This is a genomic window from Ruegeria sp. HKCCD6426 (assembly GCF_057221115.1).
In genome coordinates, this window is sequence record NZ_JBWVBF010000003.1 from 418,902 (window position 1) to 445,201 (window position 26,300).

Below are 26,300 nucleotides of genomic sequence, written 5' to 3' on the forward strand. Positions count from 1 at the left end.
TCCGTGGCCAATTTGGTTTTCGGGCGAGTGACCCGTCTCCGGGTCACTCGTGCGTCAGGAAATCTCTATTTTCCTTCTTCTTTTTGTTTCGCTTGTTGAGCCACCGCATCACCCGCGGCAGCACCAATCGTAGCTTTCTGTTCATCGCTCAGGTGCTCGGCTTCATCCAAACCGGGAATGGCCACGCGGACCTCACGGCGCGCAAAGTCGATGCCGTTTGCATTGAACTCGGCCTTGACCCGATTGAAGATCTCTTTCCGCAATGTGAACTGTTTGCCGGGCTTGGCCATGAACTTGCCCCGGATGATCATGCCCACATCGTCAAAGTCGAACACGCCTTGCGATTTGAACGGCTGTAGGAAGCCTTCCTTGTGAACCTCGTCCGCCATCATCTCGGCACCGATCTTTTTGAAGATCTTCTTGACCTTGTTTGGGTCGGTGTCGAAGGGAACGGTGAACTTCAGCTTCATGATCACCCAATCACGGCTGAAATTGGTCAACTTCTGAATCTCACCGTAGGGAATGGTGTGAACCGGCCCGCGGTGGTGGCGCAGCTGCATCGATCGGATCGAGATCTTTTCTACAGTGCCCATAGTACCGCCCACATCAACATATTCTCCAACGCGGAACGCGTCGTCGATCAGGAAGAAAATGCCGCCGACGATGTCCGCCACCAATTTCTGTGCGCCAAACCCAATAGCTAGGCCCAGAACACCGGCACCGGCAAGCAGCGGAGTGATATTGATGCCCAGTGCACCAAGTGCCAACAGGCCGAAGATGACTGCGATCGTTACCTGAGCAGTAATCCGAAGCAACGGCAGTACCGTAGCCAAGCGAGAACCACCGACGCCGCCACCTTCGCCGCCAGCTTCCTCATCCAGCGCCTCTGCTGCGGTCTGTTCCTTGGCCAAGCGGCGGTTGATCCACAGTGAGACTACCTCGTTCATGATATAGCCAACAGCGATGATCAGCAGGAATTCGATGACCGTCCCGCCGACTTCGGCACTGACGCCCGCCGAGGCGACATGGCGAAGATCGAGTTGCCAGGCACGTGCGATCATGAACACAACAAACAAGCCCGCAATTACACGGCCAATCCGGATATAACTGCGCTTGGTTGAACGATAAGCACGCTCTGCCAGGGGACCTTCGCCGGACATCGGTGGCTGAAGGTGACGCACCAATCCGCGTATCAGAGTGTCGAGTGCAGGTGCGATCAACAACCAGAACATGGTGGTGAAATGCGGCCCCTGAACCAACAACGCACGAATTGCAGGATCGCGTTGCGCAGACAGGAACTCGACCAGCAGCCATATCACCGCCGAAACGCCAATGGCGAAGTAGGGGTAATATTGGGCAACCTCTTCGTCGAACTTCGTATGATCGGGATCAGTACCCAGCATCATCTGCGACAACCCCTCACGCGCAGTCCACGCGATTACGCCGATATAGACGTGAATTGCCGCGTTGAGCCAAAAGGCGATACGGGTATCGTCGGGAGTAACACCGTTAAGCGAATTGAACCGGACGACGAACAACGTAAAACCGATCAGGATCAACAGGCCGATAAGGTTGCGGTGCAGGTATTTCGCCCAGCGATCGTCAATATTTACCAACCGAAACTGTGGCTTTTCGGGTGCCAGAACGAACCGAGAAGCTGCAGCGCCCAAACGAGGAATCCAGATCAGGTAGAACACAAAAGGTGCCGCATAAGTGATTTGTTCAACGGTCAGAAGTCCGCGCCCAACCGCGCGGATGACGACATAGAATACTACCAGCCCCGCAATCTCGCGGCAGAAACGGCGGAAAAGATAGCGAACTGCGCCCCAAAGATCCGCTTCGTCTGCAACCTCTGTTGCTGCGTGCCATCTGCGCGTCAGAAAATCAAAAAGCTTCTCTGCTATGTAGCCGACCACCAGAATTGACAGGATCAGCCCCATAAGAACAAACACTCCGGTCGTTCCAAAGGTTGTCGAGAAGTTTTCGAACGCCGTGATTTGTGCACTGGCGATATTTGGCAATGTGGTTAGAACATGAGCCCACGAAGTGACCATTTCCGCCCAGATCTCATTTATCTCGGTGAGGGGGTCTTCATGACCTTCCTTGGCTGCAGCTTGCTCTTCGGCAACTGCATCAAGGCGTTCCAGCAAGATGGCACGTACCTGATCGTCAGACATGCGTGCCACAAGGTCGTCGACCTGTTCAGGCGTTAGGTCCTCGGGGATGGTTACGGTTGATGTTGCGCCTGTTTCTTGTGCTTGAAGCGGAACCGCTAAGAATAGAACGGACACCAACGCCAGCAAAAGGCGGAGTGGTTGGAACATGGGTTTACCCTCGAACGCGATATTTTCATCGATTTTTTGAGATCATAGGCTCCGGCGAGCAATTTTCCCAGAGTTTTCGATGACTTGACACGATGCTTCTGGCAAAAACCCAAAAAAAAGGCCGAGCACTAAGCTCGGCCGTAGTCCAACAGGGAGGTATGAAGATGATGAGCGTTACAGCATCACCGCCTTCGATTGCTGATTTAGGGATCACTTTGTGAACGATCAAGGTGTTTTGGACGATAAAGGATCATGCCCGCTATGATCTAGCTGCATAGCTAGAGTTTTCCCATCTGCCTCAAGTGCTTGCGGTGGGCAATGATTTCATCTTGCACGAAATCCCGGAATGCCGCGACGCGTTTGGAATGGCGCAATTCCTCGGGGTAGGCGAGGTAAACCGGAACATCGGCGATTTCGATATCCGACAAAACAGGTACCAGGTCGGGGAAGTCTTCGGTGACGTAATCGGGAAGAACGCCGATCCCGAGATCGTGCAGAACACCCTGAAGGACACCAAAGTAGTTGTTGACTGTCAGGAGTGAGCCGGGCTCATAAGTCATCAGATGCCGCACCAAAGAGGCGCTTGCGCCGACCTGGGGCGCAGATGGGGTCTGGCAAATCAACCGGTGTTTGGAAATATCTTCAGGCTTTTCCAGCGGTGCGTCGTGCGCGTCCAGATAGCTGCGCGTCGCGTAAAGCAGCATCTGCACCGTCATCAGGCGTTTGCGGACAAGGTCGGCCTGGCTGGGCTCTTTCATGCGGATGGCCACATCGGCTTCGCGCATGGGTAAGTCCAGGACACGTTCCTCAAGCATCAGGTCGATGTTGAGATCGGGATATTGTTCGTAAAGCTTGGGCAGGCGTGGAGCCAGCCACAGAGTGCCGAAGCCGAACGTGGTTGTTACACGAAGGACGCCGAAAACCTCATCCTCGCTATCACGGATACGGGCAGCGGCCGCATCCAACCGTTTGGACATGGCTGAGGTGGCATCGAATAACAACTCTCCCTGCTCGGTCAGTATCAGCCCGCGGGCATGGCGATGAAACAGGGTCGCATTCAGTGATTCTTCCAGTGCGCGAATCTGACGGCTCACGGCGGATTGAGACAAATTGAGCTTGTCTCCGGCATGCGTGAGGCTGCCTGCATCCGCTACCGCGTGAAATATTCTGAGCTTGTCCCAATCCATCGTCGCAACTTTCGTTATCCTTTGGCAGGCCTATATGAAAGACGTAACAATTTCCACATTCAAACGGTGAAATCGTTACGGTTATGGGGAAATTTACTATACAGGTCAGCTTTTATGACCTAAAATAACTGGGAATGAAGCACACTAATCCGACGAGGGGAGACGTCTGATGAGTCAGCCGAAAATTTCGCTGAATGACAGGTTCGACTTGTCCAAGAGTCCGGTTCTGCTGAACGGGACACAGGCGTTGGTGCGATTGATGCTTATGCAGAAAGCGCGCGATAAAAAGGCCGGATTAAATACCGCTGGTCTGGTCACTGGGTACCGCGGATCGCCCTTGGGCGCTGTGGATCTGCAGATGACACGCGCGCAGAAGCAATTGGCCGAAAGTGATGTGATCTTTCAGTATGGGCTGAACGAAGATCTTGCTGCTACGGCGCTATGGGGAAGCCAGCAGGCCGGTTTGCGCAATGATGGCAAGTTCGATGGCGTTTTCGGTCTTTGGTACGGCAAGGGCCCGGGCGTAGATCGGTCAGGGGATGTCATGCGCCACGCCAATATGGCCGGGACAGGCAAACATGGCGGGGTTCTGATGGCCATGGGGGACGATCACACGGGCGAAAGCTCGACCGTGCTGCATCAGTCGGAATGGTCGTTAGTGGACATGTATATGCCGGTGGTCAGTCCGGCGGGTGTGCAAGAAATTCTCGACTACGGAATCTATGGTTTTGCGCTCAGCAGGTTTGCCGGTGTCTGGGCTGGTCTGAAAACCATGAAGGACACGATCGAAGTGACATCCGTTGTTGACGGCAGTCCGGACCGGATGCAGATCGTGACGCCCGAATTCGACATGCCTGAGGGCGGGTTGAACATCCGCTTGGGTGATACACCGCATCTGCAGGAAGGGCGTGTAATCGACTATAAACGTTTCGCTGCTGAAACGTTCTCGCACGCCAATAAAATGGACAAGCGCGTTTGGGGGAAACCCGGTGCCAAGATCGGGATCGTGGCAGCAGGCAAGAACTGGCTGGATCTGGTCCATGCCATGTCTCTGTTGAACATTGACGCGAACGAGGCTGAACGCCTAGGCATCACTACCTACAAAATCGGCCAGACTTTTCCGTTGGATATGAAGGGCTTCCACGGCTGGGCTGAAGGGCTCGACCTGATCATTATCGTCGAGGAAAAGCGCAAGCTGATCGAAGTTCAGGTCAAGGAAGCGATCTTTGACGATCGGCGCGGTCGTCGGGTCTATGGATGGTACAAAGGCGGTGCAGGTACATTGCACCGCGAGGAGCTGTTTCCCACACGCGGGGCATTGGACCCAATAATGATTGCCGAGAAACTCGGCAACATCCTGATTGAAGAAGGGCGGGACACCGATGGAGTGCGTGCCGGTCTGGCCAAGCTGTCAGAAGCGCGCCGTGCGGACAACGCGCAAGAAATTGCGGCGCGACTGCCGTATTTCTGTTCTGGCTGTCCTCATAACAGCTCGACAAGACTGCCTGAAGGTAGCCGCGCCTATGCCGGTATCGGATGCCACTACATGGTGCAGTGGATGGACCGTGAGACAACCGGGTTCACTCAGATGGGGGGCGAGGGCGCGAACTGGATCGGAGAGGAACCCTTTTCGACAACCAAACATGTTTTCCAAAACTTAGGGGACGGAACGTACAACCACTCGGGCGTTCAGGCGATCCGGGCGGCTCTGTCCGCCGGGACAAACATCACCTTCAAGATCTTGTTCAACGATGCCGTCGCAATGACAGGCGGGCAGGAAAACGAAGGCGACCTGACCGCGGAACGGATCGTGGCCGAAGTCACGGCAATGGGCGTTAAAAACGTGGCCGTGGTTTACGACGAAAAGGAAGATGTGAACTTCAAGGCTCTGCCATCTGGGGTCGAAACTCATGAGCGCGCCGAGCTGATGCAGGTTCAGGAAAAATTCCGCGAAATCGAGGGTGTATCCGTCATTGTTTACGTCCAGACCTGCGCCGCCGAGAAGCGCAGGCGGCGCAAGCGTGGCACATTCCTAGATCCCGATAAGCGGGTATTCATCAACACCGACATTTGCGAAGGCTGCGGTGATTGCGGTGTGCAGTCAAACTGCGTGTCGATTGTGCCCAAAGAGACTGAACTTGGACGTAAACGCGCGATCGACCAGTCGAGCTGCAACAAGGATTTCTCTTGCCTGAACGGGTTTTGCCCGTCGTTTGTCACGCTTGAAGGGGCGAAGATCAAGAAAGAAGCCACAACCGACATCGACCTTCCGGACTTGCCGGAGCCGATTTTGCCGCAGATCAACGGCACGCATAACGTAGTGATCACCGGAGTCGGTGGTACCGGCGTTGTCACCATCGGCGCAGTTCTGGCACAGGCTGCCCAGATCGATGGCAAGGGCGCCGGCATGATGGAGATGGCAGGGCTGGCGCAAAAAGGCGGCGCGGTTCATATCCACTGCCGTCTTGCCAATCGACCAGAAGATATCAGCGCCATTCGTGTTGCAACCGGAGAGGCACATGCCCTGATCGGAGGCGATCTGGTGGTGTCTGCCGGAGCTAAAACTCTGGGTCTTACACAAGCAGGGCAAACCGGTGCGGTGGTCAACAGTCACGAGATCATTACGGGCGACTTCACGCGTGATACCGATTTCCGAATACCCGCTGATCAACTGGAGCTGGCATTGCAAGCCCGCTTGAAAGAAAACGCCGATCTGTTCGACGCGACAGATTTGGCGCGCGCCGTGATGGGGGATTCAATTTATTCGAACATGATGGTGTTTGGCGCAGCCTGGCAACGAGGGCTGTTACCGATCCGCCATGAAGCAATCCTGCAAGCCATCGAGTTGAATGGCGCTGCGGTTGAGCGCAACAAGCGTGCGTTCGAGGTTGGTCGGTGGGCGGTTTTGCACCCGGAAGAGGTAGCGAGAATCCTAAGCCCAAATGTAGCCGAATTGCCGAAATCGATGGATCAGATGATCGATTTCCGGGCGGACCACCTGACCAGCTATCAAGGCACGCGTTTGGCGAAGCGGTATCGCAAGCTGCTGGCGACCATCGATGATGCAGACGTCAAAGAGGCGGTTGCAAAAGGGTATCACAAGCTGCTGTCTTACAAGGATGAATACGAGGTCGCGCGCCTGTTGCTGGACAGTCGTAACCAGGCAGCAGCCGAATTTGACGGCGATTTCAAAATGACCTTCCATCTGGCACCGCCGGCACTGGGTGGCAAAGGTGCCGGTGAGCGCCCACGCAAGCGTGCGTTTGGCGAATGGTTCCTTGGCCCGCTTAAGCTATTGGCGCGGCTCAAAGTTCTGCGCGGAACACCGTTTGATCCGTTTGGTTACAGCGCTGAGCGGCGGATGGAGCGGGCACTGATCCGGCAATACGAAAAAGACATGAAGCAGGTTCTGCCCAAACTGACTGCGGGTACGCGCGACGCGATTGCCGCGCTGGCCCGCCTGCCTCTGGACATCAGAGGGTTTGGTCCTGTTCTCATTGAAAACGAGGCTAAGGCAGCAAAACGGCGCGAAGAGCTTTTGGCAGTAATCGGTGACGGCAGGCCGCAGGTCAGGTCTGCGGCAGAGTGAAGCTTCACATGCCTGTTACGCTATGCGGTAAGAATTGCTACCTACCACTAACCACTGGTCCTTATATCGGAGTTTTCGATGCCCTCGTCACGCCATATCGCTCGTGACATTTCTTATGCCTACTCCGCTGAAACCAAGGGTGGGCGGATAGTTATCAGGTTGATGGAAAACACTACCGGCCGTCTGCGGTTGATCAAACGGGCACACGGTTACGAACACGAGGTGGCCAAGGGGCGCGATTTCTGGTCGGTCATGGTTGATCGCTACGGGCTGTCTCTGGATGTGGTCGGAGGATCACTGTCGAACGTTCCGAAAAACGGGCCGCTGATCCTGATTGCTAACCATCCTTATGGAATTCTGGATGGATTGATGATGGGGCATATTCTGGCGCAAACCCGCGGTGATTTCCGTATTCTGGCCAACCGGGTATTCCGCAAGGCGGAGGACTTGAATCGGATAGTCCTTCCGATTTCGTTTGATGCGTCGAAAGAGGCGATGAAACTGAACCTCGAAACCCGCAGAACGGCGTTGGACTACCTGGGTGAGGGTGGGGCGATTGGCATTTTCCCGGGCGGCACCGTCAGTACTGGCGTCAAGCCGTTCTCACACCCGATGGATCCAGGCTGGCGTGGCTTTACAGCGCGAATGGTTGCCAAGTCAAACGCGACGGTGGTGCCTGTTTTCTTTGATGGCCACACCTCGCGCCTGTTCCAGATTGCCAGTCATCTTCACAACACGCTGCGCATGGGTTTGCTGATCAAAGAGTTCAAAAAGCGCGTTGATACCCCAGTCAGCGTCGTGATTGGCGAGCCAATCGGCCGCGACGTATTGGACCCGTTGGCAAAGGATACGCGCAAGATGATGGATTTCTTGCGCAAAGCCACGTATGAGCTGTCCCCACAGCCGTTGAAGTCCTATGACTACGGCTATGAATTTGAGGAACGGCATCGCGCCTGAAGGGGCAAATGGCAGTAGGTATCTTTGATTCCGGATTGGGCGGGCTGACCGTCCTGAACTCCGCGCAGAAACGTCTGCCGGACGTGGATTTCCTGTATTTTGCGGACAGCGCGCATGCCCCGTACGGCGTGCGCGATGCCGAAGATATTTTTCAACTGACGCGTCATGCCGTCCATGATCTGTGGTCGCGTGGCTGCAATCTTGTGATTCTGGCATGTAACACTGCCAGCGCCGCCGCACTGCGTCGAATGCAGGAAGAAGGCGTGCCCGAAGGTAAGCGCGTTCTGGGCGTATTTGTCCCCTTGATCGAAGCGCTGACCGAGCGGCAATGGGGCGACAACTCGCCCCCGCGCGAGGTTGAGGTGCAGCACGTCGCATTGTTTGCCACACCGGCGACTGTCTCCAGCCGCGCGTTTCAGCGTGAACTGGCCTTTCGTGCTATCGGCGTCGACGTCGAGGCGCAGGCCTGTGGCGGTGTTGTCGATGCTATAGAGGACGGTGACATGATCCTGTCCGAAGCATTGGTGCGCTCGCATGTTGATGCGCTAAAACGCAAGATGCCTGATCCGCAGGCTGCAATTCTTGGCTGTACGCACTACCCATTGATGGCCGAGACATTTCAGGCGGCACTTGGTCCAGACGTAAAAGTCTACAGCCAGGGTGATCTGGTCGCAGAGAGTCTGGCCGATTACCTGCAGCGCCATCCCAACATGACAGGTGAAGGCGATGGTGGTTTTCTGACCACCGGGAAACCGGGGTTCGTCAGCGATCGTGCGACCCAGTTTCTCCGACGACAAATCACCTTTGCGGCTGCCTGACCTAAGTCAAGGACGGTCTTTTACCGACTCTTTAATTCGATGACCGTCGCATCGGCGGTCGTAAGATGTGGCACATAAGTGAAAGAAGTCTGACATGACCCACAAAATCGCAATTCTGGGCGCGTCCGGTTATACCGGCGCCGAACTGGTGCGGCTGATCGCCGAGCACCCGAATATGGAAGTTACAGCTCTGGCCGCCGAGCGTAAGGCAGGCCAATCCATGGCACAGGTGTTTCCGCATTTGCGGCATTTGGACTTGCCGGTCCTGTGCAAAATTTCCGAGATCGATTTCTCGCAAATTGATCTTTGTTTTTGCGCTTTGCCACATAAAACAAGCCAAGAAGTCATTCGCGAGCTGCCAAAAGCACAGAGGATCGTTGATCTTTCAGCCGATTTCCGGCTAAGCGATCCTGAAGAATACGAAAAGTGGTATGGCAATCCACATTCCGCCATCGCGCATCAGAACGAGGCGGTCTATGGCCTGACTGAATTCTACCGGGACGAAATCCGGTCTGCTCGGCTGGTTGCCGGAACGGGCTGCAATGCGGCGACCGGGCAATATGCTCTGCGTCCCTTAATTGCCGCTGGGGTGATCGACTTAGACGATATCATCCTTGATCTGAAATGCGCTGTTTCCGGTGCAGGGCGGGCATTAAAAGAGAACCTTCTGCATGCGGAGCTAAGCGAAGGTTACAACGCCTATGCCATTGGTGGTACGCACCGGCATCTCGGTGAATTTGATCAGGAATTCTCTAAACTCGCCGGGCGGACGGTTCATGTACAGTTTACACCCCACCTGATCCCGGCCAATCGCGGAATTCTGGCGACTACGTATGTGAAGGGCGACCCGCAAAGCGTCTTTGAGACGCTGTGTTCGGCCTACGAAGCCGAGCCATTTATTCAGATGTTGCCATTTGGCGAAACACCTTCGACTCATCACGTCAGGGGGTCGAACTACTGCCATATCGGCGTAGTCGCGGATCGGATCGAACGTCGTGCCATTGTGGTGGCGGCATTGGATAACCTGACAAAAGGTAGCAGCGGGCAAGCCTTGCAGAATGCCAACCTGATGTTAGGTGAAGCTGAAACGACGGGCCTGATGATGGCCCCTCTGTTCCCGTGAGGACACTATGAAAACGCTCAAGAAACGTCGTCGTGTACAAGTGATATTGCTGGCTGTGGTTGCCCTTGTTCTAGCGACAGGGTTGATTGGGTATGCAATGCGAGACGGCATCAACTTTTTCCGCTCACCCAGTCAGGTTATCGCCGAGCCACCAAAGCCGACCGAAGTGTTCCGCATTGGCGGTCTGGTCGAAGAAGGCTCAATCATTCGTGGGCAGGGCGAGACGGTACATTTTGTTGTGACCGATGGTGGTGAAAGCGTACCAGTGGCATTTACCGGTGTTTTGCCGGATCTGTTTTCTGAAAATCAGGGGATGGTCGGGACCGGAAGTTACGTGAACGGCGTCTTTGAAGCTACGGAAATTCTTGCGAAACATGACGAAACTTATATGCCGAAAGAAGTTGTCGATGCTTTGAAGGAGCAAGGCGTTTACCAGGAGGCCGAAGACAGCTGAACTTAGCTGAGTCGAAGCCCTCGGGCAGAGATGTTTGGGGTCAGAATTAACAGGGCGTTGCGTGCGTTTGGGCATGCAGCGCCCTTATATTTATCGCTGGTTTAACGTCTTTCCGTGACCGTTTCCCCCAATCAGGTCAAAAGGGGAGCGGAATGCAGACTGTTCGGCAGATAGCTATGGGTATCGTAGCTCGGGAAGGTGGTTATGTAGATGATCCCGACGACCCTGGCGGGCCTACGAAATTTGGTGTGACCATTCATACCATGCGCCGCCTCGGGCTGGACCTGACGGGTGACAGGTCCATCACACGGGCAGATGTACGTGCATTGAGCAAAGAGCAGGCCGTCGACATTTTCCTGGAACATTATTTTGACAAGCCGCGTGTTGCTTTGACCCCAGCGGAATTGCAGGCGTCGCTGTTCGATATGTATGTCAATGCGGGTTCTCAGGCTGTGAAAATCCTGCAACGGTTATTGGGCCAAATGGGGTTCGACGTCCTGGTTGATGGTGTAATCGGGTCTCATACTGCGACCGCCGCTCACACCGCGGCTACACCCAATCCGGTCGCACTACGGGATGCGTACGGTGTTGCGCGACGGAACTATTATTTCGACATTGCGGATCGACGGGCTTCGTTGCGCAAATATGCGCGGACTCGCGCTGGCGAGAAGGGCGGTTGGATTCGCCGGGCCGAAGAGTTTCTGTCCGTCTCATACCATCTGACGAACGAAGAGTTTCAGAATAGGGTCTTGGCATGGGGTTGATCTCAGGAATTTTGGGATTGTTGTTTGGCACGGGTCGCAACGTAGTTCGCGAGACAGCCGAAGTGTTTCGAGAAAATGCCGAAGCAGGCGCTCGGCGCTCTGTTGGCTTGCAGGAACAAGCAATGCAACAATTCGGAGCAGAGTTCCAAATCGGTCAGAAGGGGGGATATGATCGCCTCATTGATGGTCTGAACCGTTTGCCGCGTCCGGCGCTGGCTTTGGGAACACTGGGGCTGTTTGTTGCGGCGATGGTTGATCCGTTGTGGTTTGCTGCCCGAATGCAGGGGATTGCGTTGGTCCCGGAACCGCTGTGGTGGTTACTGGGTGTGATTGTGTCATTTTATTTTGGCGCGCGACATCAAGCCAAGGTGCAGGATTTACAGCGCGAAATCGGTGCCACAATGCTGCGCGCGCCTACTGTCATGGCGAATCTGGAGGCACTGAGGCAGATGCGCAGCGACAGTCCGGGGGTCGCGGACCCGGGGCCGGATGCTGAGCTGGTTCAACATCTATCCGAGCAGGGCGAGAATCGGGCGTTGGAGGATTGGCGCCGCCTGCAAAAGGCCTAGGGCGCGACACTATGTGCCCGGCGACCGGGCGAATGTGAATGGCACTTGCCGAGTGGCAGCAGTATAAACGGCCCATGATTACAGAGCTCGGCCACTTCGCCCTTATCCTCGCCTTCCTGGTCGCCATCGTACAGAGCGTTGTACCCCTTGTCGGGGCTGCCAATCGATGGACCGGTTGGATGGCTTTTGCCGAACCAGCGGCAATCGCCCAGTTTCTGCTAACGTCTTTTTCCTTCGGCGCGCTCGTCTGGGCCTTTACGACGTCGGACTTTTCGTTGCGGATTGTTGTCGAGAACAGCCACTCGGCGAAGCCGATGTTGTACAAGATCAGCGGCACATGGGGGAACCATGAAGGTTCTATGCTGCTTTGGGTGCTGATCGTGACGATTTTTGGCGCAATGGCGGCGTTTTTTGGTGGCGGGTTGCCACCGACACTGAAAGCGCGGGTCCTGGCGGTGCAATCTGCCATTGGTGTGGCATTCTTTGCCTTTATCCTGTTCACGTCGAACCCGTTTGACCGCCTTCCTGTACCACCCTTTGACGGTCGAGATTTGAACCCCTTGCTGCAAGACCCCGGTTTGGCCTTCCATCCGCCGTTCCTGTACCTGGGTTATGTGGGTCTGAGCATGGCATTCAGCTTTGCCATCGCCGCCCTGATCGAGGGGCGTGTAGATGCCGCATGGGGCCGTTGGGTGAGACCATGGACTCTGGCCGCCTGGGTTTTCCTGACAATCGGGATCGCACTGGGGTCCTGGTGGGCATATTACGAGCTTGGCTGGGGCGGTTTCTGGTTCTGGGATCCGGTTGAAAACGCTTCGTTTATGCCGTGGCTTCTGGCGGCCGCGTTGCTGCACTCGGCCATTGTGGTGGAAAAACGTGAGGCGTTGAAAAGCTGGACGATTCTGCTAGCGATCATCGCGTTTGGTTTCTCGCTCATCGGGACATTTATCGTGCGCTCGGGTCTGCTGACCTCGGTCCATGCCTTTGCCAATGACCCCGAACGCGGTGTGTTCATCCTGATCATTCTTGTGATCTTCATCGGTGGTGCACTGACGCTGTTTGCGGCACGCGCGCAGGCGATGGAGGCCAAGGGTGTATTCGGAATGGTCAGCCGCGAAAGCGCGTTGGTGTTGAATAACATCCTGTTGGCTGTCAGCTGCTTTGTCGTGTTCTTCGGCACCATGTGGCCGATGGTGGCCGAAATGGCGTTTGACCGTAAGCTTTCGGTTGGGGCACCGTTTTTCAATGCTGCTTTCACGCCGTTCATGATCGCGCTTGGGATCGCCCTGCCAGTCGGCTCGATGCTGCCGTGGAAGCGGGGCAAGCTGGGTCGGGCTGCGTGGTCGTTGCGCTATGCGTTCATTTTGGCCGTCGCATTGGCCATCCTTGTCTGGGTCATGCAAACGGGTCGGAGTGCGCTAGGGCCGGTGGGTCTTTTCCTTGGCGCTTGGGTCACCTTTGGCGCGGTCGTGGACCTCTGGAGCCGCACTGGCCGCAAGGGTAGTCTGGCGCGTCTGTTCCGCCTTCCTCGTGCTGATTGGGGTAAGGCGGTGGCGCATACCGGTTTGGGCGTCACCATGTTCGCAATTGCGGGTCTAACCGCATGGGAAGTTGAAGATATCCGTGTCGCGCAGCCTGGTAAGCCCTTCGAGGTCGGAGAATTTACGTTGACCCTGAAGGATGTACGCAACGTGCAGGGGCCAAACTACTTCTCGACTATGGCAGACGTGACGTTGGAAAAGAACGGTCGTCAGATTACCACGCTGCACCCGGAAAAGCGTGACTACCCGGTAGCCCGGATGCCGACTACCGAGGCTGCAATCGACTACCGGATCTTGCGTGACGTTTATGTGGTAATCGGAGACCAACAGGCCGATGGCGGTTGGGTCATGCGTACTTATATCAAGCCCTTGGCCAACTGGATCTGGGGCGGATGTATCCTGATGTCACTGGGTGGTGTCCTGAGCTTGTCCGACCGTCGTTTCCGTGTCGCAGCAGGAGCACGCAAAACCCCGCAGTCAGGAGTTCCTGCAGAATGAAACGTTTTGTTCTGATCCTGATGATGCTGGCCTCACCTCTGATGGCGGTCCAGCCTGACGAGGTTCTTGACGATCCGGCACTTGAGGCACGCGCACGCGATATCAGCACCGGGCTGCGCTGCCTTGTCTGCCGCAATGAAAGTATCGACGAAAGCAATGCCGAATTGGCACGTGATCTGCGGATACTGCTGCGGGAACGCTTGGTTGCAGGAGACACAGATAAAGAAGCGGTGGATTTCATTGTTGATCGCTACGGCGAATATGTCCTGCTGAAACCGACCACGTCCGGCGCTAATCTGATGCTATGGCTGGCGGGTCCGATCATGTTGTTGATCGCAGCTGCCATGGGGTGGAGTTTCTTGCGCAAGCGCGCACAGCACCAGAAAGCCGATCAGACCGACGCTCTGAGCGAAGAGGAAAAGGAACGGTTGCGCCGAATTCTGGAAGACTGACGCGCGGTTCCACTTTCGCTTGCCTCACATTTAAGTCAGGGTTTTACAAACACTGCGCAGGTGAGGATTTCTATGGAATACGAAGCGGTTGATCTGGACATCACAGAGGGTTTGGCGGTTCTGACGCTGAACCGAGCGGACAAGATGAACGCGTTGACAACGCGGATGCGTGCCGAAATTACTCACGCGATGAAACACGCCGCGCGTCATGCACGTGCCGTGGTTCTGACTGGCGCGGGCAAAGCGTTCTGTTCAGGTCAGGACCTTGGGGATGCCTCCAGCACCGGTAAGATTGATCTGGAACGCGCGTTGCGGGACGAATATGAGCCCATGCTGGAATCTGTCTATGATTGTCCGATCCCAACTATTGCCGCTGTCAATGGACCGGCGGCCGGGGCAGGGGCCAACCTTGCGCTTTGCGCCGATGTGGTAATTGCAACCGAAAGTGCATATTTCCTGCAGGCTTTCGCGCGGATCGGTCTATTGCCGGATGCGGGGGGCACATGGTTCATGCCGCGGCAGATGGGCTTTGCCAAGGCAATGGGGGCGGCTTTGTTCGCAGACAAGATCAGCGCCCGGCAGGCTGACGATTGGGGTCTGATTTGGGAGGCAGTTGCCGACGACGCATTTGAGGCTCATTGGCGCAAGCGCGCCGAGTATCTGGCCAGCGGTCCCACCGCAGGTTTTGCCGCGATCAAGCAGGCGATCCGTGGCACCTACGAAAAGACACTTCCGCAGCAACTTGCGACCGAGGCTCATCTGCAGGGCGATTGCGGACGCACCCGCGACTTTGCTGAGGGTGTCGTAGCTTTCCTGGAAAAACGCCCCCCGGTATTCGAGGGGCGCTGATTACATAGGCTATGCCCGACGACGACGGCGTGACCGACGTTCGGGAGCGCCAGCACCGTCCTCGGTGCCGTCCGAGGCAGACGAAAACGCTCCAAGTGCCATTGTGATCTGATCCAAGGTGGGTCGTTCCCCGCGCGGGCATGTATCCAGCGCCTCGCGCATTTTGCGCAGATGGTCCGGCATTGTACCGCAGCAGCCACCGATGATCGTCGCACCTGCGTCGCGGGCCATGGCGGCGTACTGCCCCATCAGCTCCGGCGTGCCATCATAATGGATATGGCCGTTCACGTATTTTGGGATGCCTGCGTTGCCCTTGGAAATCAACGGACGCTCGGTGCCTTGAGCGGCAAAGCCCAAAACAGTGCGCAGGATATCTGAGGCGCCGGTACCACAATTGGCGCCAAACGCGATTGGCGGGTTCGGCAGGGTTTCGACCATTTGCGCCAGATCGGCGGACGTCACGCCCATCATGGTGCGTCCGGCAGTGTCAAAGCTCATGGTGCCGCACCAGGGCATGTCAGCCAAAGCAAAAGCTTCGGCCGCCGCACGGAATTCTTCTGGGGCACTGATGGTTTCAAGCCAAAGGACATCGACCCCACCGGCCTTTAGTGCCTCAGCCTGCTCGTGGAACATCTCAACAGCGTCGGCGTGCGTCAGGCTGCCAACTGGCTCCATGATCTCACCCGTCGGACCGACCGAGCCTGCGACGATCACCGTGCGCCCGGCTTTGTCTGCCACTTCGCGACCCAGCTCAGCGCCGGCGCGGTTCAATTCGCCAACGCGGTTCTGTGCTTCGTGCAATTTCAAGCGCGCAGAAGTGCCACCGAACGTATTGGTCAGAAACAGATCACTGCCCGCATCCACCGAACCCTGATACAGAGCCCGAATCTTGTCTGGGGCGTCCACGTTCCACAATTCCGGCGCATCGCCCGATTGCAGGCCCATATTGAACAGATTGGTTCCGGTTGCCCCATCCGCCAGAATGGCATCAGTGGTTTCCAGAAGTTTGCTGAGCGCGTTTGTCATTGGGGCATTCCAATTTTTGGCCCGCAGGGCCGATAATATAGACGCCCCGTGTCCCACGACCGGAGCGTCAAATCAAACTCATAAAACTCATGAAGATCATGAGGGTCGGATAAAAGCCTTAGATTTCGGCCTCAGTCACGACTTGCTCTTTGGCTTCGACCAGCAATTCCGCCATCTTTTCGCGAATCTTTGCTTCGTCGGCCAGGTCGCCCAGATAACCTTTCACCGCTTCAACAACGTCATCTTCGCTGACGTTTTGCAGGTCGGTATGGACCAGTTCCTGGCCATAAGCCCGAGCCTTTTCAACGGGTTCGCCTTTCAGAGCCGAGGCCCATACGGCCATAAACCGGTTGCGGCGCATCCGTGCAACGAACTGCATTTTTTCGTCATGCGCGAACTTGTTTTCAAACGCGGCTTCACGTTCGTCAAATGTGGTCATGGGTTGGGGACCTCTTGGATTACATCTTCTTTCCTCATGATATGACTATACGACAGCTTGGGTGCAAGGGATTTGCGCTGCGTCAAAGCCTCTCGGGTCGGTGAACTTGCGGGAAAGCAGGGCTTGCACTATGAGGGCGCCAACGCGAAGGGACTCATTCCCTCGCCCCGGACTGGAAAGGTCGCTCATGGCGCGTCGCAAAAAGATCTACGAAGGTAAGGCCAAGATCCTGTATGAAGGCCCCGAACCGGGCACTATCGTCCAGTATTTCAAGGATGATGCCACTGCGTTCAACGCCGAGAAGAAAGACGTGATCGACGGCAAGGGTGTACTGAACAACCGTTTGAGTGAGTTCTTCATGACCGGCCTGACCCAGATCGGAGTGCCGAACCACTTTATCCGCCGCCTGAATATGCGCGAGCAATTGGTCCGCAATTGCGAGATTGTCCCGCTGGAAGTCATCGTGCGCAATTACGCCGCCGGATCGATGTCCAAGCGTCTGGGCATTGCAGAAGGTACTCAGCTGCCGCGCCCGATTGTCGAGTATTGCTACAAGGATGACGCGCTTGGTGACCCGCTGGTCACTGAAGAGCACATCGCTGCCTTTGGCTGGGCCAGCCAGCAGGACATGGACGACATCCTCAGCCTTGCGCTGCGTGTAAACGACTTCATGAGCGGCATAATGCTGGCCGTGGGTATTCGTCTGGTCGATTTCAAAATCGAGATCGGTCGGGTGTACGAAGGTGACTTCCAGCGCCTGATCGTTGCTGACGAGATCAGCCCGGACAGCTGCCGACTGTGGGACATCGAAACCGGGCAGAAACTGGACAAGGACGTATTCCGCCGGGATCTGGGCAACCTGACCGATGCCTATTCCGAAGTGGCTCGTCGCCTTGGCGTTCTGCCTAAAAGCAACGTTACCAAGCCGACGCTGATCAACTGATCTCGGCACTCGGCTTTAACTTCAGAAGGCGTCACCTTGGTTGAGGTGGCGCTTTTTTCTTTGTATCTGCTAGTTTAGCGCATCCTATTTAGCGTGGCATCAAGGTGACCTTCACATGGCCGAACTCTTTGATCAGGCAGTTTTTCTAAAGTTTTTTGCCGCTCTGCTGGCGATCTTCAACCCGCTTTACGGTATCCCGATTTTTCTGAGCATGACCGAAGGGTATTCCACCGCGGAACGGCGCCGTGTTGCCTTGGTCGTGACGGGAACGGTGGTGGTGGTTGCGCTGATCTCGGTCATGATCGGTGAGGAAATACTGGCGTTCTTTGGGATTGATATTCCGTCATTTCGTATTGCCGGCGGGTTGATCATTCTGGGTGTTGGCATGTCCATGCTGAATGCCTCGGACCGACCAGAGGGAGATCAGCAAGCGATTCAGGAAGGGCAAGCGAAGAAAAGCAACATTGCTGTTGTACCGCTTGCTATTCCGCTGACGATTGGACCGGGCACAATCGCAACAACAATTGTTTTTGCGCATACCCTGTCTGATGGGGCCGAGATCGTGACCCTTGGGTCAGCAGTTTTGATTGCCTGTGCAATTGTCGGGCTGGGATTGCTCTTTGCCGATGCGATCTCGCGAACGGTCGGAACAACGATGATCAATGTGATCACCCGTGTGATGGCCATCATTCTGGTCGCTGTAGCGGTGGAAATGGTTCTGACCGGGATCTTCCATGCAATCGATACGCATTATCCGGGACTGTCTGCGACAATAGGAGGTTGAGGCGTTCACCTGCGATCATCCGTCCTGTCCAAGAAGGGTTGTCCAATGATCGCAAGCAGGGTATCTCGCGCGCAACGGAATGGACCCCGGTCATCGGGTCTGCAGGTGGAGTTGCGAAAATGAAAGCACGGGTGCATGTGATGCTCAAGAACGGGGTTCTGGACCCACAGGGCGAGGCCGTTCGTCACGCGTTGGGTGCCATGGGCTTCGATCAGGTGGAAGGCGTGCGCCAAGGCAAGGTCATCGATCTGGAACTGGCCGAAGGTTCGACCGAGGCGGACGTGACCGCAATGTGTGAAAAGCTGTTGGCCAACACGGTCATCGAACGCTTCGAGATCGAACTGATCTGAGTTTCCCACCAAGGAGGGTCCGCCATGCGCGCTGCCGTCATCGTTTTTCCCGGGTCCAACTGCGACCGCGATCTTGCTGTGGCCTTCGAACAGGCCGGGTTCTCGGTCGACATGGTCTGGCACAAGGACGCTGCATTGCCCGAGGGTGTGGATATTGTCGGCGTGCCCGGAGGGTTTTCGTACGGTGATTACCTGCGATGCGGGGCAATTGCAGCGCAATCCCCGATCTGCAAGGCGGTGGCCCAGCATACGGAACGCGGTGGCTACGCCGTTGGTATCTGCAACGGATTTCAGGTGCTCACCGAAACCGGCATTTTGCCGGGTGCGCTTCTGCGCAATGCCGGTTTGAAGTACATCTGCCGGACGGTCGGCCTAAAGGTTGAAACCAGCGACTGCGCCTTTACTGAAGGTTACAATGCTGGCGATGTGATCGACATTCCCATCGCCCACCACGACGGTAACTATTTCGCCGACGACGAAACCTTGGCCAAGCTGAAAGGTGAGGACCGGATCGCCTTTACTTACGCCGAAAATCCCAACGGTTCGCGCAACGATATTGCAGGCATCCTGTCGCACAACCGGCGCGTGTTGGGGATGATGCCACATCCCGAACGGGCGGCGGATTCGGGCCACGGAGGCACCGATGGAACGGCGCTCTTCCGCGCATTGGCGGGTGTGCTAGCGCCAGTGTGACTTGAGGTCATTGGCCCGGGCGCGTAGCGTCTTGGAATGAGTTCAGAAGTGCAACCAGACAACCCCGGGTTTTTTGGGCGGCTCCGTGTGGCGCCGCTGGGTTGGCGGTTGCGTCTGGCCATCATCATGTTGTTGATGGCCACGGTGACGACGGTCTGGATCACAAACAGCCTTTTGACCAGTCGATTTACAGAATCAACACGCAACCGTGCCGAGGTACGGTTGGCTCTGTATTCCGGCAACCTGCTGAGCGAACTGCGCCGAAACTCCATTGTGCCGCAACTGCTGGCGCGCGACCCGACGCTGATTTCAGCCTTGCAATCCAGCGACTTCTCGCTTTCAACCCAGCGCCTGATTTCCTTTGTCGAAGAGATTGGTGCCGCCTCATTGGTATTGTTGGACCGCGACGGCCGCACGGTGGCGGCAACGGACCGCAACCGTCTGGGTGAGGCACACCGGAGTAGCCCGTATTTCATTGATGCAATCCGATCGAATGCGACCATCTTTTCTGTCATTCCTCGGGAGTCTGGCGGCTACAGTTTTGTTTATTCCCGCCGCATTGAGGGTGGCTCGGAATTTCTGGGCGTTATCGTAGTTGAGGTTGATCTTCAGAAATTCGAACGCGCCTGGGCCGGGATTTCAGATGCCGTGTTGGTAACCGACAGCACGGGCAATATCATTCTGTCGACCGAACCTCAGTGGCGCGGCGTGGACGAGGATGCCGCGATGCTGCGACAGCCGCCACAAGGCGCCATTCAACGCGCCATCCGGGCAACGACGGATTGGACGGTGTTGCCTCCCGATGCCTACCTTCAGGGCGAGGCCGTGATGCGTATGGAGACGCGCATTCCGTTCCGGGGGTGGCAGATGACGTCGTTCACGACCTATTCCTCGATTCGGGAAAAGGTGAACAGCGTACTTGCACTCGAGATCATGGGATTTGCGATTCTTCTGGCGTTGGCTTTCTATGCGCTCAGCCGCCGCGCCACGTCGCGGATGACTTTGTTCCAGCGCGAGTCGGCGGAGCTTCGCGCATTAAACACTAGGTTGCAGCGGGAAATTGCTGAACGCGAACGGGTTGAAAAGACACTGGAAGTGGCTGAACAAACCCTGGCCCAAAGCTCGAAACTGGCAGCGTTGGGTGAAATGTCGGCCGCGGTTAGCCACGAGTTGAACCAACCATTGGCGGCGATGAAAACGTATCTGGCCGGTGCACGCCTTTTGCTGCGCCGCGACCGTGCCGAAGAGGCGTTGGCCAGCTTTGGCCGCATTGACGGGCTGATCGAACGAATGGGCGCGATAACACGGCAGCTCAAGTCTTATGCGCGCAAGGGTGCTGACGCGTTTTCCCCAGTAAATCTTGGCGAAGCGCTGGCATCATCCTTATCGATGATGGAGCCGCAATTGCGGCAGAGACATGTAAAAATCACTCAAATTCTGCCAGAGACCCCTGTTGTCGTGATGGGGGACAGGATGCGGATCGAACAAGTGATGGTGAACCTCTTGCGAAACGCGCTGGATGCCACCAAATCGGTACCAGAGCCGGATGTGGAGATCATTCTGGCAGCGGGCGACTCGGCGGTTTTGACCGTGCGTGACAATGGGCACGGTCTTGAAGACATCGAGAACCTGTTCGAACCGTTCTATACAACCAAGCAGCCGGGCGATGGTGTTGGCCTGGGGCTTGCTATCTCGTCCGGGATCGTGAACGACCACGGTGGACGTCTGACTGCGCGCAACGGTCAACACGGCGGCGCGGTGTTCGAGATGCAACTGCCGATACTGGGAAGCGACGGCCTTGAGGCCGCTGAATAACAAAGGAATTACTATGGCACAGGCCATGAAAATCGCCATTGTGGATGACGAACAGGACATGCGCCAGTCGATCAGCCAATGGCTGGCATTGTCGGGTTATGACACTGAAACCTTCGCCAGCGCGGAAGATGCGCTCAAGGTTCTGGGGCCCGAATATCCGGGGATCGTGATTTCGGACATCAAGATGCCTGGGATGGATGGTATCCAACTGCTGAAAAAGCTGATGGGCGCTGACAGCACGCTGCCAGTCATCATGATCACCGGCCACGGCGACGTACCTATGGCGGTCGAGGCGATGCGGGTTGGGGCTTTTGATTTCCTCGAAAAACCATTCAATCCCGACCGAATGTCCGAACTGGCCAAGCGGGCCAGTAATGTGCGCCGACTGACACTGGATAACCGCGCTCTGCGGCGCGAACTTTCCGGCGGCACTCAGATCATGAACAAATTGATCGGCGCCAGCCCGGTCATGGAACGGCTGCGCGAAGACATTCTGGATCTGGGTCAGGCCGATGGTCATGTACTGATCGATGGTGAGACGGGCACGGGCAAGACCCTGGTTGCACATGCGCTGCACGCAGTGGGCAGCCGGGCAGGCAAGAAATTCGTACTGGTATCCTGCGCTGCGCTGGAAGAGGACGCGCTGTCCAAGCGGTTGTTTGGCCCAATGATGCCAGAGGACACACAGCTTCCTGCTATCGAGGAAGCGCGCGGTGGGACTCTGGTTTTGGAAGATGTCGAGGCACTCAGCGATACGTTGCAGGCTCGTCTTCTGAGTGTCATGAACGAACAGGGCACACCTGCCGAAACCCGGATCGTTGCAATTTCGAACCTGCAGGAAGCGGGCAAGACCAGCGAAGACGTTCTGCGGCCGGATCTATTTTATCGCCTGGCAGCGCTGCGCATCACCATGCCGCCACTCCGGCAGCGCGGTGAGGATATTCTGACGCTGTTCACCCGCTTGAGCGAGCAGTTCGCAGAGGAATATGGCTGCGATGCGCCTCAGGTCAGTGCGCAGGAGGCCGCGCAGCTGTTGCAAGCCCCGTGGCCGGGAAACGTGCGCCAGTTGATCAACATTGCCGAACGTGCCGTTCTGCAATCGCGCCGCGGGTCCGGCACCATCGCCTCGTTGCTGATGTCGGATCACGAAGAAATGCAGCCGGTCATGACCACCGAGGGCAAGCCGCTCAAGGAATATGTCGAAGCATTCGAGCGGATGCTGATCGACAACACGATGCGACGTCATAAGGGCTCGATTGCGTCGGTGATGGATGAGCTTTGCCTGCCACGCCGGACGTTGAACGAGAAAATGGCCAAATACGGGTTGCAGCGGTCGGATTACCTTTAAAGGCGGGAAGGGGCGCGGCCCCTTCTTTTGGCCGACAATCAACGTTTATTGGTTCTTTTTGAGCCAAATAAAGAGATGCTGAGCGGCGCCAACGAACTGCGATGCAGTTTGCCCATTGTCTTTTCCACAGGACTGCTTTTATTGTGTCCTAACGGGCCGGGCAAAATTGCGCCTGCAAGTCCCGTTCTTTTGAGTTTCGCTGTCATGCTGCTGCTGAGGATCAATCCCACGAGGCATGGCAGACCGATTGTGCCCCACACTCGGGGCAACAGAGTACCTGAGCCCGGAAAACCGGGCGAAAGGAAATAATGGGCAGGCGGCGGCACGATCCACGCCTGTCGGAGAAGAACCGCGATGACGCGCGCGCAACGATTGAGAGACCGGGCAGGGGGCCACAGCGCCGATCCCTGCCGCGCGCCGTCTGATATCGCCCTGACAAGACACCACCCCAAAAGCGCCCGTCCGCCAGGACGGCTACGGACAACGCGTTTGGCGCGGTGCACCAAGGACACATGGCTAAGAAAATGCTTATCGATGCCACCCACGCGGAGGAAACCCGCGTTGTGGTGGTCGACGGAAACAAGGTCGAGGAGTTTGACTTTGAATCCGAAAATAAACGCCAACTAGCTGGCAATATCTATCTGGCAAAAGTGACGCGGGTTGAGCCGTCGTTGCAGGCAGCGTTCGTAGATTACGGCGGGAACCGGCACGGTTTCTTGGCGTTTTCCGAGATTCACCCGGACTATTACCAAATCCCGGTTGCGGACCGCGAAGCCCTTATGGAGGAAGAGCGCGCCTATGCCGAGGCAATGAAGGCACGGGACGACGCAGAGGATTCCAAGCCGAAAAAGCGCCGTTCCCGCTCGCGGAGCAAGGCCGAGGATGTGAAATCCGATGATCCGGTTGAAACTTTGGATGTTTCGACTGAACCAAGCGGTATGGAAACCATCGACCTGGATGAGGCCGATGAGGCCGATGCGCCGGTGCCGGAAGGCACGTCGCCCATGGAAATGGTTGCCGACACGCCGGTGGAAGAACCGGCCGATGAAGCGGCAGAGCAACCGGAAGATCAGGAGGCAGAAACGACAGTCGCCGCCTCAAATGAGCAGGGTGAAGCGGACGCAACTACGACCGAAGAAGCCAACATTGAAGCTACTGCTGAAACAGATGTCGAGGCGCCTAAGGATGAATCTGGCGATGACGCTGGAGAAGCCGAAGCGAGCCCTTCCGATGCTGATCCGGAAACGGACGGATCTGAAGAGAACGACGATGCGGACGTAAAAGGCAAGACCTCGGATGCTGCATCCAAGGACGACACAATCGAATCCGTCGCCGACGAGGATGACAGTGAGGACATCCGTCCCCCGCGCAAACCGCGTCCACGCCGTTACAAGATTCAGGAAGTCATCAAGGTTCGGCAGGTTCTGCTGGTGCAGGTGGTCAAGGAAGAGCGCGGCAACAAGGGTGCTGCGCTGACCACGTACCTGTCGCTTGCTGGTCGCTATTGCGTCTTGATGCCCAACACCGCTCGCGGAGGCGGTATCAGCCGCAAAATCACCAACGCTGCCGACCGTAAGAAGCTGAAGGAAATCGCGTCTGAGATTGATGTGCCCACGGGGGCGGGCTTGATTGTTCGTACAGCTGGCGCCAAACGCACCAAATCCGAGATCAAACGCGACTATGAGTATCTGCAGCGCTTGTGGGAGCAAATTCGCGCCCTGACCCTGCAGTCTATTGCGCCTGCGAAAATCTACGAAGAAGGCGATCTGACTAAGCGCTCGATCCGCGATCTCTACAACCGCGACATTGACGAGGTTCTGGTCGAAGGTGAGGGCGGATACCGCATCGCGAAAGACTTCATGAAGATGATCATGCCGTCCCACGCCAAGAACGTGAAGCGGTACGAGGACGCGCTGCCACTGTTTGCGCGCTATCAGGTGGAAAGCTATCTGGCCGGGATGTTCAATCCGACCGTTCAGCTGAAATCCGGTGGCTACATTGTGATCGGCGTGACCGAAGCGTTGGTCGCAATCGACGTGAACTCGGGTCGGGCAACGAAGGAAGGCTCGATCGAGGAAACCGCGCTGAAAACCAACCTCGAGGCGGCGGAGGAGGTGGCGCGGCAGCTGCGTCTGCGCGACCTGGCAGGCCTGATCGTCATTGATTTCATCGATATGGACGAGCGCAAGAACAACGCCGCCGTCGAAAAGCGCATGAAAGAACGGCTGAAAACCGACCGCGCACGCATTCAGGTAGGCCGCATATCAGGTTTTGGTCTGATGGAGATGAGCCGTCAGCGTCTGCGCCCCGGAATGATCGAGGCGACGACCCAACCGTGCCCGGCCTGTCATGGAACCGGTCTGATCCGGTCGGACGACAACATGGCGCTTTCGATACTTCGTCAGATCGAAGAAGAAGGCACCCGTCGCCGCTCGCGCGAGGTGTTGGTACGATGCCCCGTCGGCATTGCCAACTTCCTGATGAACCAAAAGCGCGAACACATCGCCCAGATCGAGTCGCGTTATGGACTGTCCGTTCGGATCGAAGGGGATGTGCATCTGGTCAGCCCAGATTTCTCGATGGAGAAATTCAAAACGGCCAGCCGGATCGTACCCGAGGCAACAGCGCCCGTTGTGTCTGTGGATGCGTCCCTGATGGATCTGGTGGATTCCTCGGATGAGGACAAGAGCGAGGACGAGGAAGAAACCGTTCAGGCGGAAGAGGAAACCAAACCCAAACGCAAACGCCGCCGCCGTCGCCGTAAAAAGACTTCTGGCAACGCCGATTCATCCGAGACCAATGATGACGAGAACGACGCCGCAGAAGCAAGCGACGCCTCCGAGTCGCCTGTCGCAGAGGATGAGGTGAAGGAGGCCGCGAGCGAAGAGGGTGCAGAGGGCACCGAAAAGGCTGAGGAACCGGAAAAGCCTAAGAAACGTCGTGCCCCGCGCCGGCGTAAAAAGGCTGCTGATGACATGGTCGAGGCCGATGCCCCGGCAGTAGACGCCCAGACCACCGAAACGGCCAAAGAGGCAGAGGAACCTGCGCAGGAAGCCGCTGTTGAGACGCCCGAGGTTGAACCCGTTCAGCAAAGCGACGAGCAGGCAGCAGAAGAAACGGTTGCCGCTGAAGTGACTGAAGATGTGCAAGATGACGCGCCGTCCTCAGAAGAAGAAACGGTCGTGACTGAGGTGATCGACGCGGTGCAGGAAATCCCGGTTGAAGCTGAGGTGGAAGCAGAAGCGTCAGAGCCGGAAGTCGCCGAAGACGTTCAACCTACTGAGCCCGAGGACGAGGCACCAGTGATCGAACCTGCCGAGGCGATTCTGGAAACTGTTTCGGAGGAACCTGAACCGGCCCCGGCCAAGCCCAAACGGCGTGGTTGGTGGTCAATCGGTCAATAATCCAATAGGCGGGCTCTCGGGTCCGCCTTTTTTAAGGGCGGATTGCCGTATCACGATGATTTTCGGATGACATAGACCTGATGGCTCTCGACCGTTTCCTGTGCGATCAGGGTATGACCTGCCTCAGCGCAGAAATGTGGAACGTCGATAATTGCCGCGGGATCATCGGCTAAAACTCGCAGGATTGCACCTGCAGGCATGGATTTGAGTCTTTTTCGGGCTTTCAGGACGGGTAAAGGGCACAGCAGGCCCAACGCGTCCAGCGTTTCGGTCTCTTTGGTCATGTGAAACGGGATATGTCCAACTTGCGATGCTGTCCAGCGGGCAACCACGAGGATGTGACCGAATGGCCCCGTGACGCGGCGCGACGGAT

At 56.6% G+C, this 26,300-nt stretch carries 22 protein-coding genes; 17 read left to right on the forward strand and 5 right to left on the reverse strand.

From position 1 onward, the window contains the following. Nucleotides 1–65: 65 nt before the first annotated feature. Nucleotides 66–2,324, reverse strand: a complete 2,259-nt coding sequence (locus AC2TDA_RS10875; RefSeq protein WP_480879258.1) for a mechanosensitive ion channel family protein — start codon at nucleotides 2,322–2,324, stop codon at nucleotides 66–68. A 278-nt stretch (nucleotides 2,325–2,602) separates the two neighbouring features. Continuing rightward, the gene (locus tag AC2TDA_RS10880) at nucleotides 2,603–3,511 is read right to left on the reverse strand and encodes a LysR family transcriptional regulator (RefSeq protein WP_480845639.1); all 909 of its coding nucleotides are present in this window, start codon (nucleotides 3,509–3,511) and stop codon (nucleotides 2,603–2,605) included. A 169-nt stretch (nucleotides 3,512–3,680) separates the two neighbouring features. Here AC2TDA_RS10880 and AC2TDA_RS10885 point away from each other — a divergent pair, with 169 nt between their 5' ends. From AC2TDA_RS10885 to AC2TDA_RS10930, 10 genes are all read left to right on the forward strand, one after another. Further along, on the forward strand, nucleotides 3,681–7,100 hold the full coding sequence (locus AC2TDA_RS10885) for an indolepyruvate ferredoxin oxidoreductase family protein (RefSeq protein ID WP_480879259.1): 3,420 nt from the start codon (nucleotides 3,681–3,683) through the stop codon (nucleotides 7,098–7,100). A gap of 78 nt (nucleotides 7,101–7,178) precedes the next feature. Further along, nucleotides 7,179–8,057, forward strand: a complete 879-nt coding sequence (locus AC2TDA_RS10890; protein WP_480845637.1) for a lysophospholipid acyltransferase family protein — start codon at nucleotides 7,179–7,181, stop codon at nucleotides 8,055–8,057. Nucleotides 8,058–8,065: 8 nt separating this feature from the next. Next, the gene (murI, locus tag AC2TDA_RS10895) at nucleotides 8,066–8,875 is read left to right on the forward strand and encodes a glutamate racemase (RefSeq protein WP_480879260.1); all 810 of its coding nucleotides are present in this window, start codon (nucleotides 8,066–8,068) and stop codon (nucleotides 8,873–8,875) included. 94 nt (nucleotides 8,876–8,969) lie between these two features. Further along, nucleotides 8,970–9,998 (forward strand): N-acetyl-gamma-glutamyl-phosphate reductase, encoded by a 1,029-nt coding sequence (argC, locus tag AC2TDA_RS10900; protein WP_480879261.1) that lies wholly within the window; start codon nucleotides 8,970–8,972, stop codon nucleotides 9,996–9,998. Nucleotides 9,999–10,005: 7 nt separating this feature from the next. After that, nucleotides 10,006–10,452 carry a cytochrome c maturation protein CcmE gene (gene ccmE / locus AC2TDA_RS10905; protein ID WP_480845634.1) on the forward strand — a complete coding sequence of 149 codons (447 nt, stop codon included), beginning with the start codon at nucleotides 10,006–10,008 and terminating at the stop codon, nucleotides 10,450–10,452. A gap of 152 nt (nucleotides 10,453–10,604) precedes the next feature. Then, nucleotides 10,605–11,216, forward strand: a complete 612-nt coding sequence (locus AC2TDA_RS10910) for a holin-associated N-acetylmuramidase (RefSeq protein ID WP_480879262.1) — start codon at nucleotides 10,605–10,607, stop codon at nucleotides 11,214–11,216. Continuing rightward, on the forward strand, nucleotides 11,207–11,785 hold the full coding sequence (locus tag AC2TDA_RS10915; RefSeq protein ID WP_480879263.1) for a holin family protein: 579 nt from the start codon (nucleotides 11,207–11,209) through the stop codon (nucleotides 11,783–11,785). The genes AC2TDA_RS10910 and AC2TDA_RS10915 overlap by 10 nt, the downstream gene beginning before the upstream one ends. A gap of 74 nt (nucleotides 11,786–11,859) precedes the next feature. Beyond that, nucleotides 11,860–13,824 (forward strand): heme lyase CcmF/NrfE family subunit, encoded by a 1,965-nt coding sequence (locus tag AC2TDA_RS10920; protein ID WP_480879493.1) that lies wholly within the window; start codon nucleotides 11,860–11,862, stop codon nucleotides 13,822–13,824. Next, nucleotides 13,821–14,276: a cytochrome c-type biogenesis protein gene (locus AC2TDA_RS10925; RefSeq protein WP_480845631.1), complete on the forward strand. Its 456-nt coding sequence runs from the start codon at nucleotides 13,821–13,823 to the stop codon at nucleotides 14,274–14,276. Before AC2TDA_RS10920 ends, AC2TDA_RS10925 begins: the two co-directional genes overlap by 4 nt. A gap of 72 nt (nucleotides 14,277–14,348) precedes the next feature. Further along, nucleotides 14,349–15,125, forward strand: coding sequence for an enoyl-CoA hydratase-related protein (locus AC2TDA_RS10930; RefSeq protein WP_480845630.1), 777 nt, complete (start codon nucleotides 14,349–14,351; stop codon nucleotides 15,123–15,125). A 9-nt stretch (nucleotides 15,126–15,134) separates the two neighbouring features. On the opposite strand, the gene bmt is transcribed toward AC2TDA_RS10930, so the two are convergent. Together bmt and AC2TDA_RS10940 are read right to left on the reverse strand one after the other, a co-directional pair. Next, a complete protein-coding gene (bmt, locus tag AC2TDA_RS10935) occupies nucleotides 15,135–16,151 on the reverse strand; it encodes a betaine--homocysteine S-methyltransferase (protein WP_480879264.1) in 1,017 nt (338 codons plus the stop codon). 118 nt (nucleotides 16,152–16,269) lie between these two features. Continuing rightward, nucleotides 16,270–16,590, reverse strand: a complete 321-nt coding sequence (locus AC2TDA_RS10940; protein WP_480879265.1) for a DUF1476 domain-containing protein — start codon at nucleotides 16,588–16,590, stop codon at nucleotides 16,270–16,272. A gap of 187 nt (nucleotides 16,591–16,777) precedes the next feature. Here AC2TDA_RS10940 and purC point away from each other — a divergent pair, with 187 nt between their 5' ends. From purC to AC2TDA_RS10975, 7 genes are all read left to right on the forward strand, one after another. After that, entirely contained in the window at nucleotides 16,778–17,533 is a 756-nt protein-coding gene (gene purC, locus AC2TDA_RS10945) for a phosphoribosylaminoimidazolesuccinocarboxamide synthase (RefSeq protein WP_480845626.1), read from the forward strand. 115 nt (nucleotides 17,534–17,648) lie between these two features. Continuing rightward, nucleotides 17,649–18,317, forward strand: coding sequence for a MarC family protein (locus tag AC2TDA_RS10950; RefSeq protein ID WP_480879266.1), 669 nt, complete (start codon nucleotides 17,649–17,651; stop codon nucleotides 18,315–18,317). A 119-nt stretch (nucleotides 18,318–18,436) separates the two neighbouring features. Then, nucleotides 18,437–18,667 carry a phosphoribosylformylglycinamidine synthase subunit PurS gene (gene purS, locus AC2TDA_RS10955; RefSeq protein ID WP_480846357.1) on the forward strand — a complete coding sequence of 77 codons (231 nt, stop codon included), beginning with the start codon at nucleotides 18,437–18,439 and terminating at the stop codon, nucleotides 18,665–18,667. A gap of 24 nt (nucleotides 18,668–18,691) precedes the next feature. Then, entirely contained in the window at nucleotides 18,692–19,360 is a 669-nt protein-coding gene (purQ, locus tag AC2TDA_RS10960; protein WP_480845624.1) for a phosphoribosylformylglycinamidine synthase subunit PurQ, read from the forward strand. Between the two features lie 126 nt (nucleotides 19,361–19,486). Then, complete coding sequence (locus tag AC2TDA_RS10965; protein WP_480879494.1) at nucleotides 19,487–21,175, forward strand: sensor histidine kinase; 1,689 nt, start codon at nucleotides 19,487–19,489, stop codon at nucleotides 21,173–21,175. A gap of 13 nt (nucleotides 21,176–21,188) precedes the next feature. Further along, nucleotides 21,189–22,523, forward strand: a complete 1,335-nt coding sequence (locus AC2TDA_RS10970; protein WP_480845623.1) for a sigma-54-dependent transcriptional regulator — start codon at nucleotides 21,189–21,191, stop codon at nucleotides 22,521–22,523. Between the two features lie 512 nt (nucleotides 22,524–23,035). Next, a complete protein-coding gene (locus tag AC2TDA_RS10975; RefSeq protein WP_480879267.1) occupies nucleotides 23,036–25,927 on the forward strand; it encodes an Rne/Rng family ribonuclease in 2,892 nt (963 codons plus the stop codon). Between the two features lie 50 nt (nucleotides 25,928–25,977). Here AC2TDA_RS10975 and AC2TDA_RS10980 read toward each other — a convergent pair whose 3' ends face one another. Next, nucleotides 25,978–26,211: a sulfurtransferase TusA family protein gene (locus tag AC2TDA_RS10980; RefSeq protein ID WP_480846355.1), complete on the reverse strand. Its 234-nt coding sequence runs from the start codon at nucleotides 26,209–26,211 to the stop codon at nucleotides 25,978–25,980. Nucleotides 26,212–26,300 lie beyond the last annotated feature (89 nt).

Excerpts from the sequence above, each read along its gene's own strand:
- AC2TDA_RS10875 (WP_480879258.1), bottom strand. The coding sequence starts at position 2,324 with ATGTTCCAACCACTCCGCCTTTTGCTGGCGTTGGTGTCCGTTCTATTC.
- AC2TDA_RS10880 (WP_480845639.1), bottom strand. The coding sequence starts at position 3,511 with ATGGATTGGGACAAGCTCAGAATATTTCACGCGGTAGCGGATGCAGGC.
- AC2TDA_RS10885 (WP_480879259.1), top strand. The coding sequence starts at position 3,681 with ATGAGTCAGCCGAAAATTTCGCTGAATGACAGGTTCGACTTGTCCAAG.
- AC2TDA_RS10890 (WP_480845637.1), top strand. The coding sequence starts at position 7,179 with ATGCCCTCGTCACGCCATATCGCTCGTGACATTTCTTATGCCTACTCC.
- murI (WP_480879260.1), top strand. The coding sequence starts at position 8,066 with ATGGCAGTAGGTATCTTTGATTCCGGATTGGGCGGGCTGACCGTCCTG.
- argC (WP_480879261.1), top strand. The coding sequence starts at position 8,970 with ATGACCCACAAAATCGCAATTCTGGGCGCGTCCGGTTATACCGGCGCC.
- ccmE (WP_480845634.1), top strand. The coding sequence starts at position 10,006 with ATGAAAACGCTCAAGAAACGTCGTCGTGTACAAGTGATATTGCTGGCT.
- AC2TDA_RS10910 (WP_480879262.1), top strand. The coding sequence starts at position 10,605 with ATGCAGACTGTTCGGCAGATAGCTATGGGTATCGTAGCTCGGGAAGGT.
- AC2TDA_RS10915 (WP_480879263.1), top strand. The coding sequence starts at position 11,207 with ATGGGGTTGATCTCAGGAATTTTGGGATTGTTGTTTGGCACGGGTCGC.
- AC2TDA_RS10920 (WP_480879493.1), top strand. The coding sequence starts at position 11,860 with ATGATTACAGAGCTCGGCCACTTCGCCCTTATCCTCGCCTTCCTGGTC.
- AC2TDA_RS10925 (WP_480845631.1), top strand. The coding sequence starts at position 13,821 with ATGAAACGTTTTGTTCTGATCCTGATGATGCTGGCCTCACCTCTGATG.
- AC2TDA_RS10930 (WP_480845630.1), top strand. The coding sequence starts at position 14,349 with ATGGAATACGAAGCGGTTGATCTGGACATCACAGAGGGTTTGGCGGTT.
- bmt (WP_480879264.1), bottom strand. The coding sequence starts at position 16,151 with ATGACAAACGCGCTCAGCAAACTTCTGGAAACCACTGATGCCATTCTG.
- AC2TDA_RS10940 (WP_480879265.1), bottom strand. The coding sequence starts at position 16,590 with ATGACCACATTTGACGAACGTGAAGCCGCGTTTGAAAACAAGTTCGCG.
- purC (WP_480845626.1), top strand. The coding sequence starts at position 16,778 with ATGGCGCGTCGCAAAAAGATCTACGAAGGTAAGGCCAAGATCCTGTAT.
- AC2TDA_RS10950 (WP_480879266.1), top strand. The coding sequence starts at position 17,649 with ATGGCCGAACTCTTTGATCAGGCAGTTTTTCTAAAGTTTTTTGCCGCT.
- purS (WP_480846357.1), top strand. The coding sequence starts at position 18,437 with ATGAAAGCACGGGTGCATGTGATGCTCAAGAACGGGGTTCTGGACCCA.
- purQ (WP_480845624.1), top strand. The coding sequence starts at position 18,692 with ATGCGCGCTGCCGTCATCGTTTTTCCCGGGTCCAACTGCGACCGCGAT.
- AC2TDA_RS10965 (WP_480879494.1), top strand. The coding sequence starts at position 19,487 with ATGTTGTTGATGGCCACGGTGACGACGGTCTGGATCACAAACAGCCTT.
- AC2TDA_RS10970 (WP_480845623.1), top strand. The coding sequence starts at position 21,189 with ATGGCACAGGCCATGAAAATCGCCATTGTGGATGACGAACAGGACATG.
- AC2TDA_RS10975 (WP_480879267.1), top strand. The coding sequence starts at position 23,036 with ATGGCTAAGAAAATGCTTATCGATGCCACCCACGCGGAGGAAACCCGC.
- AC2TDA_RS10980 (WP_480846355.1), bottom strand. The coding sequence starts at position 26,211 with ATGACCAAAGAGACCGAAACGCTGGACGCGTTGGGCCTGCTGTGCCCT.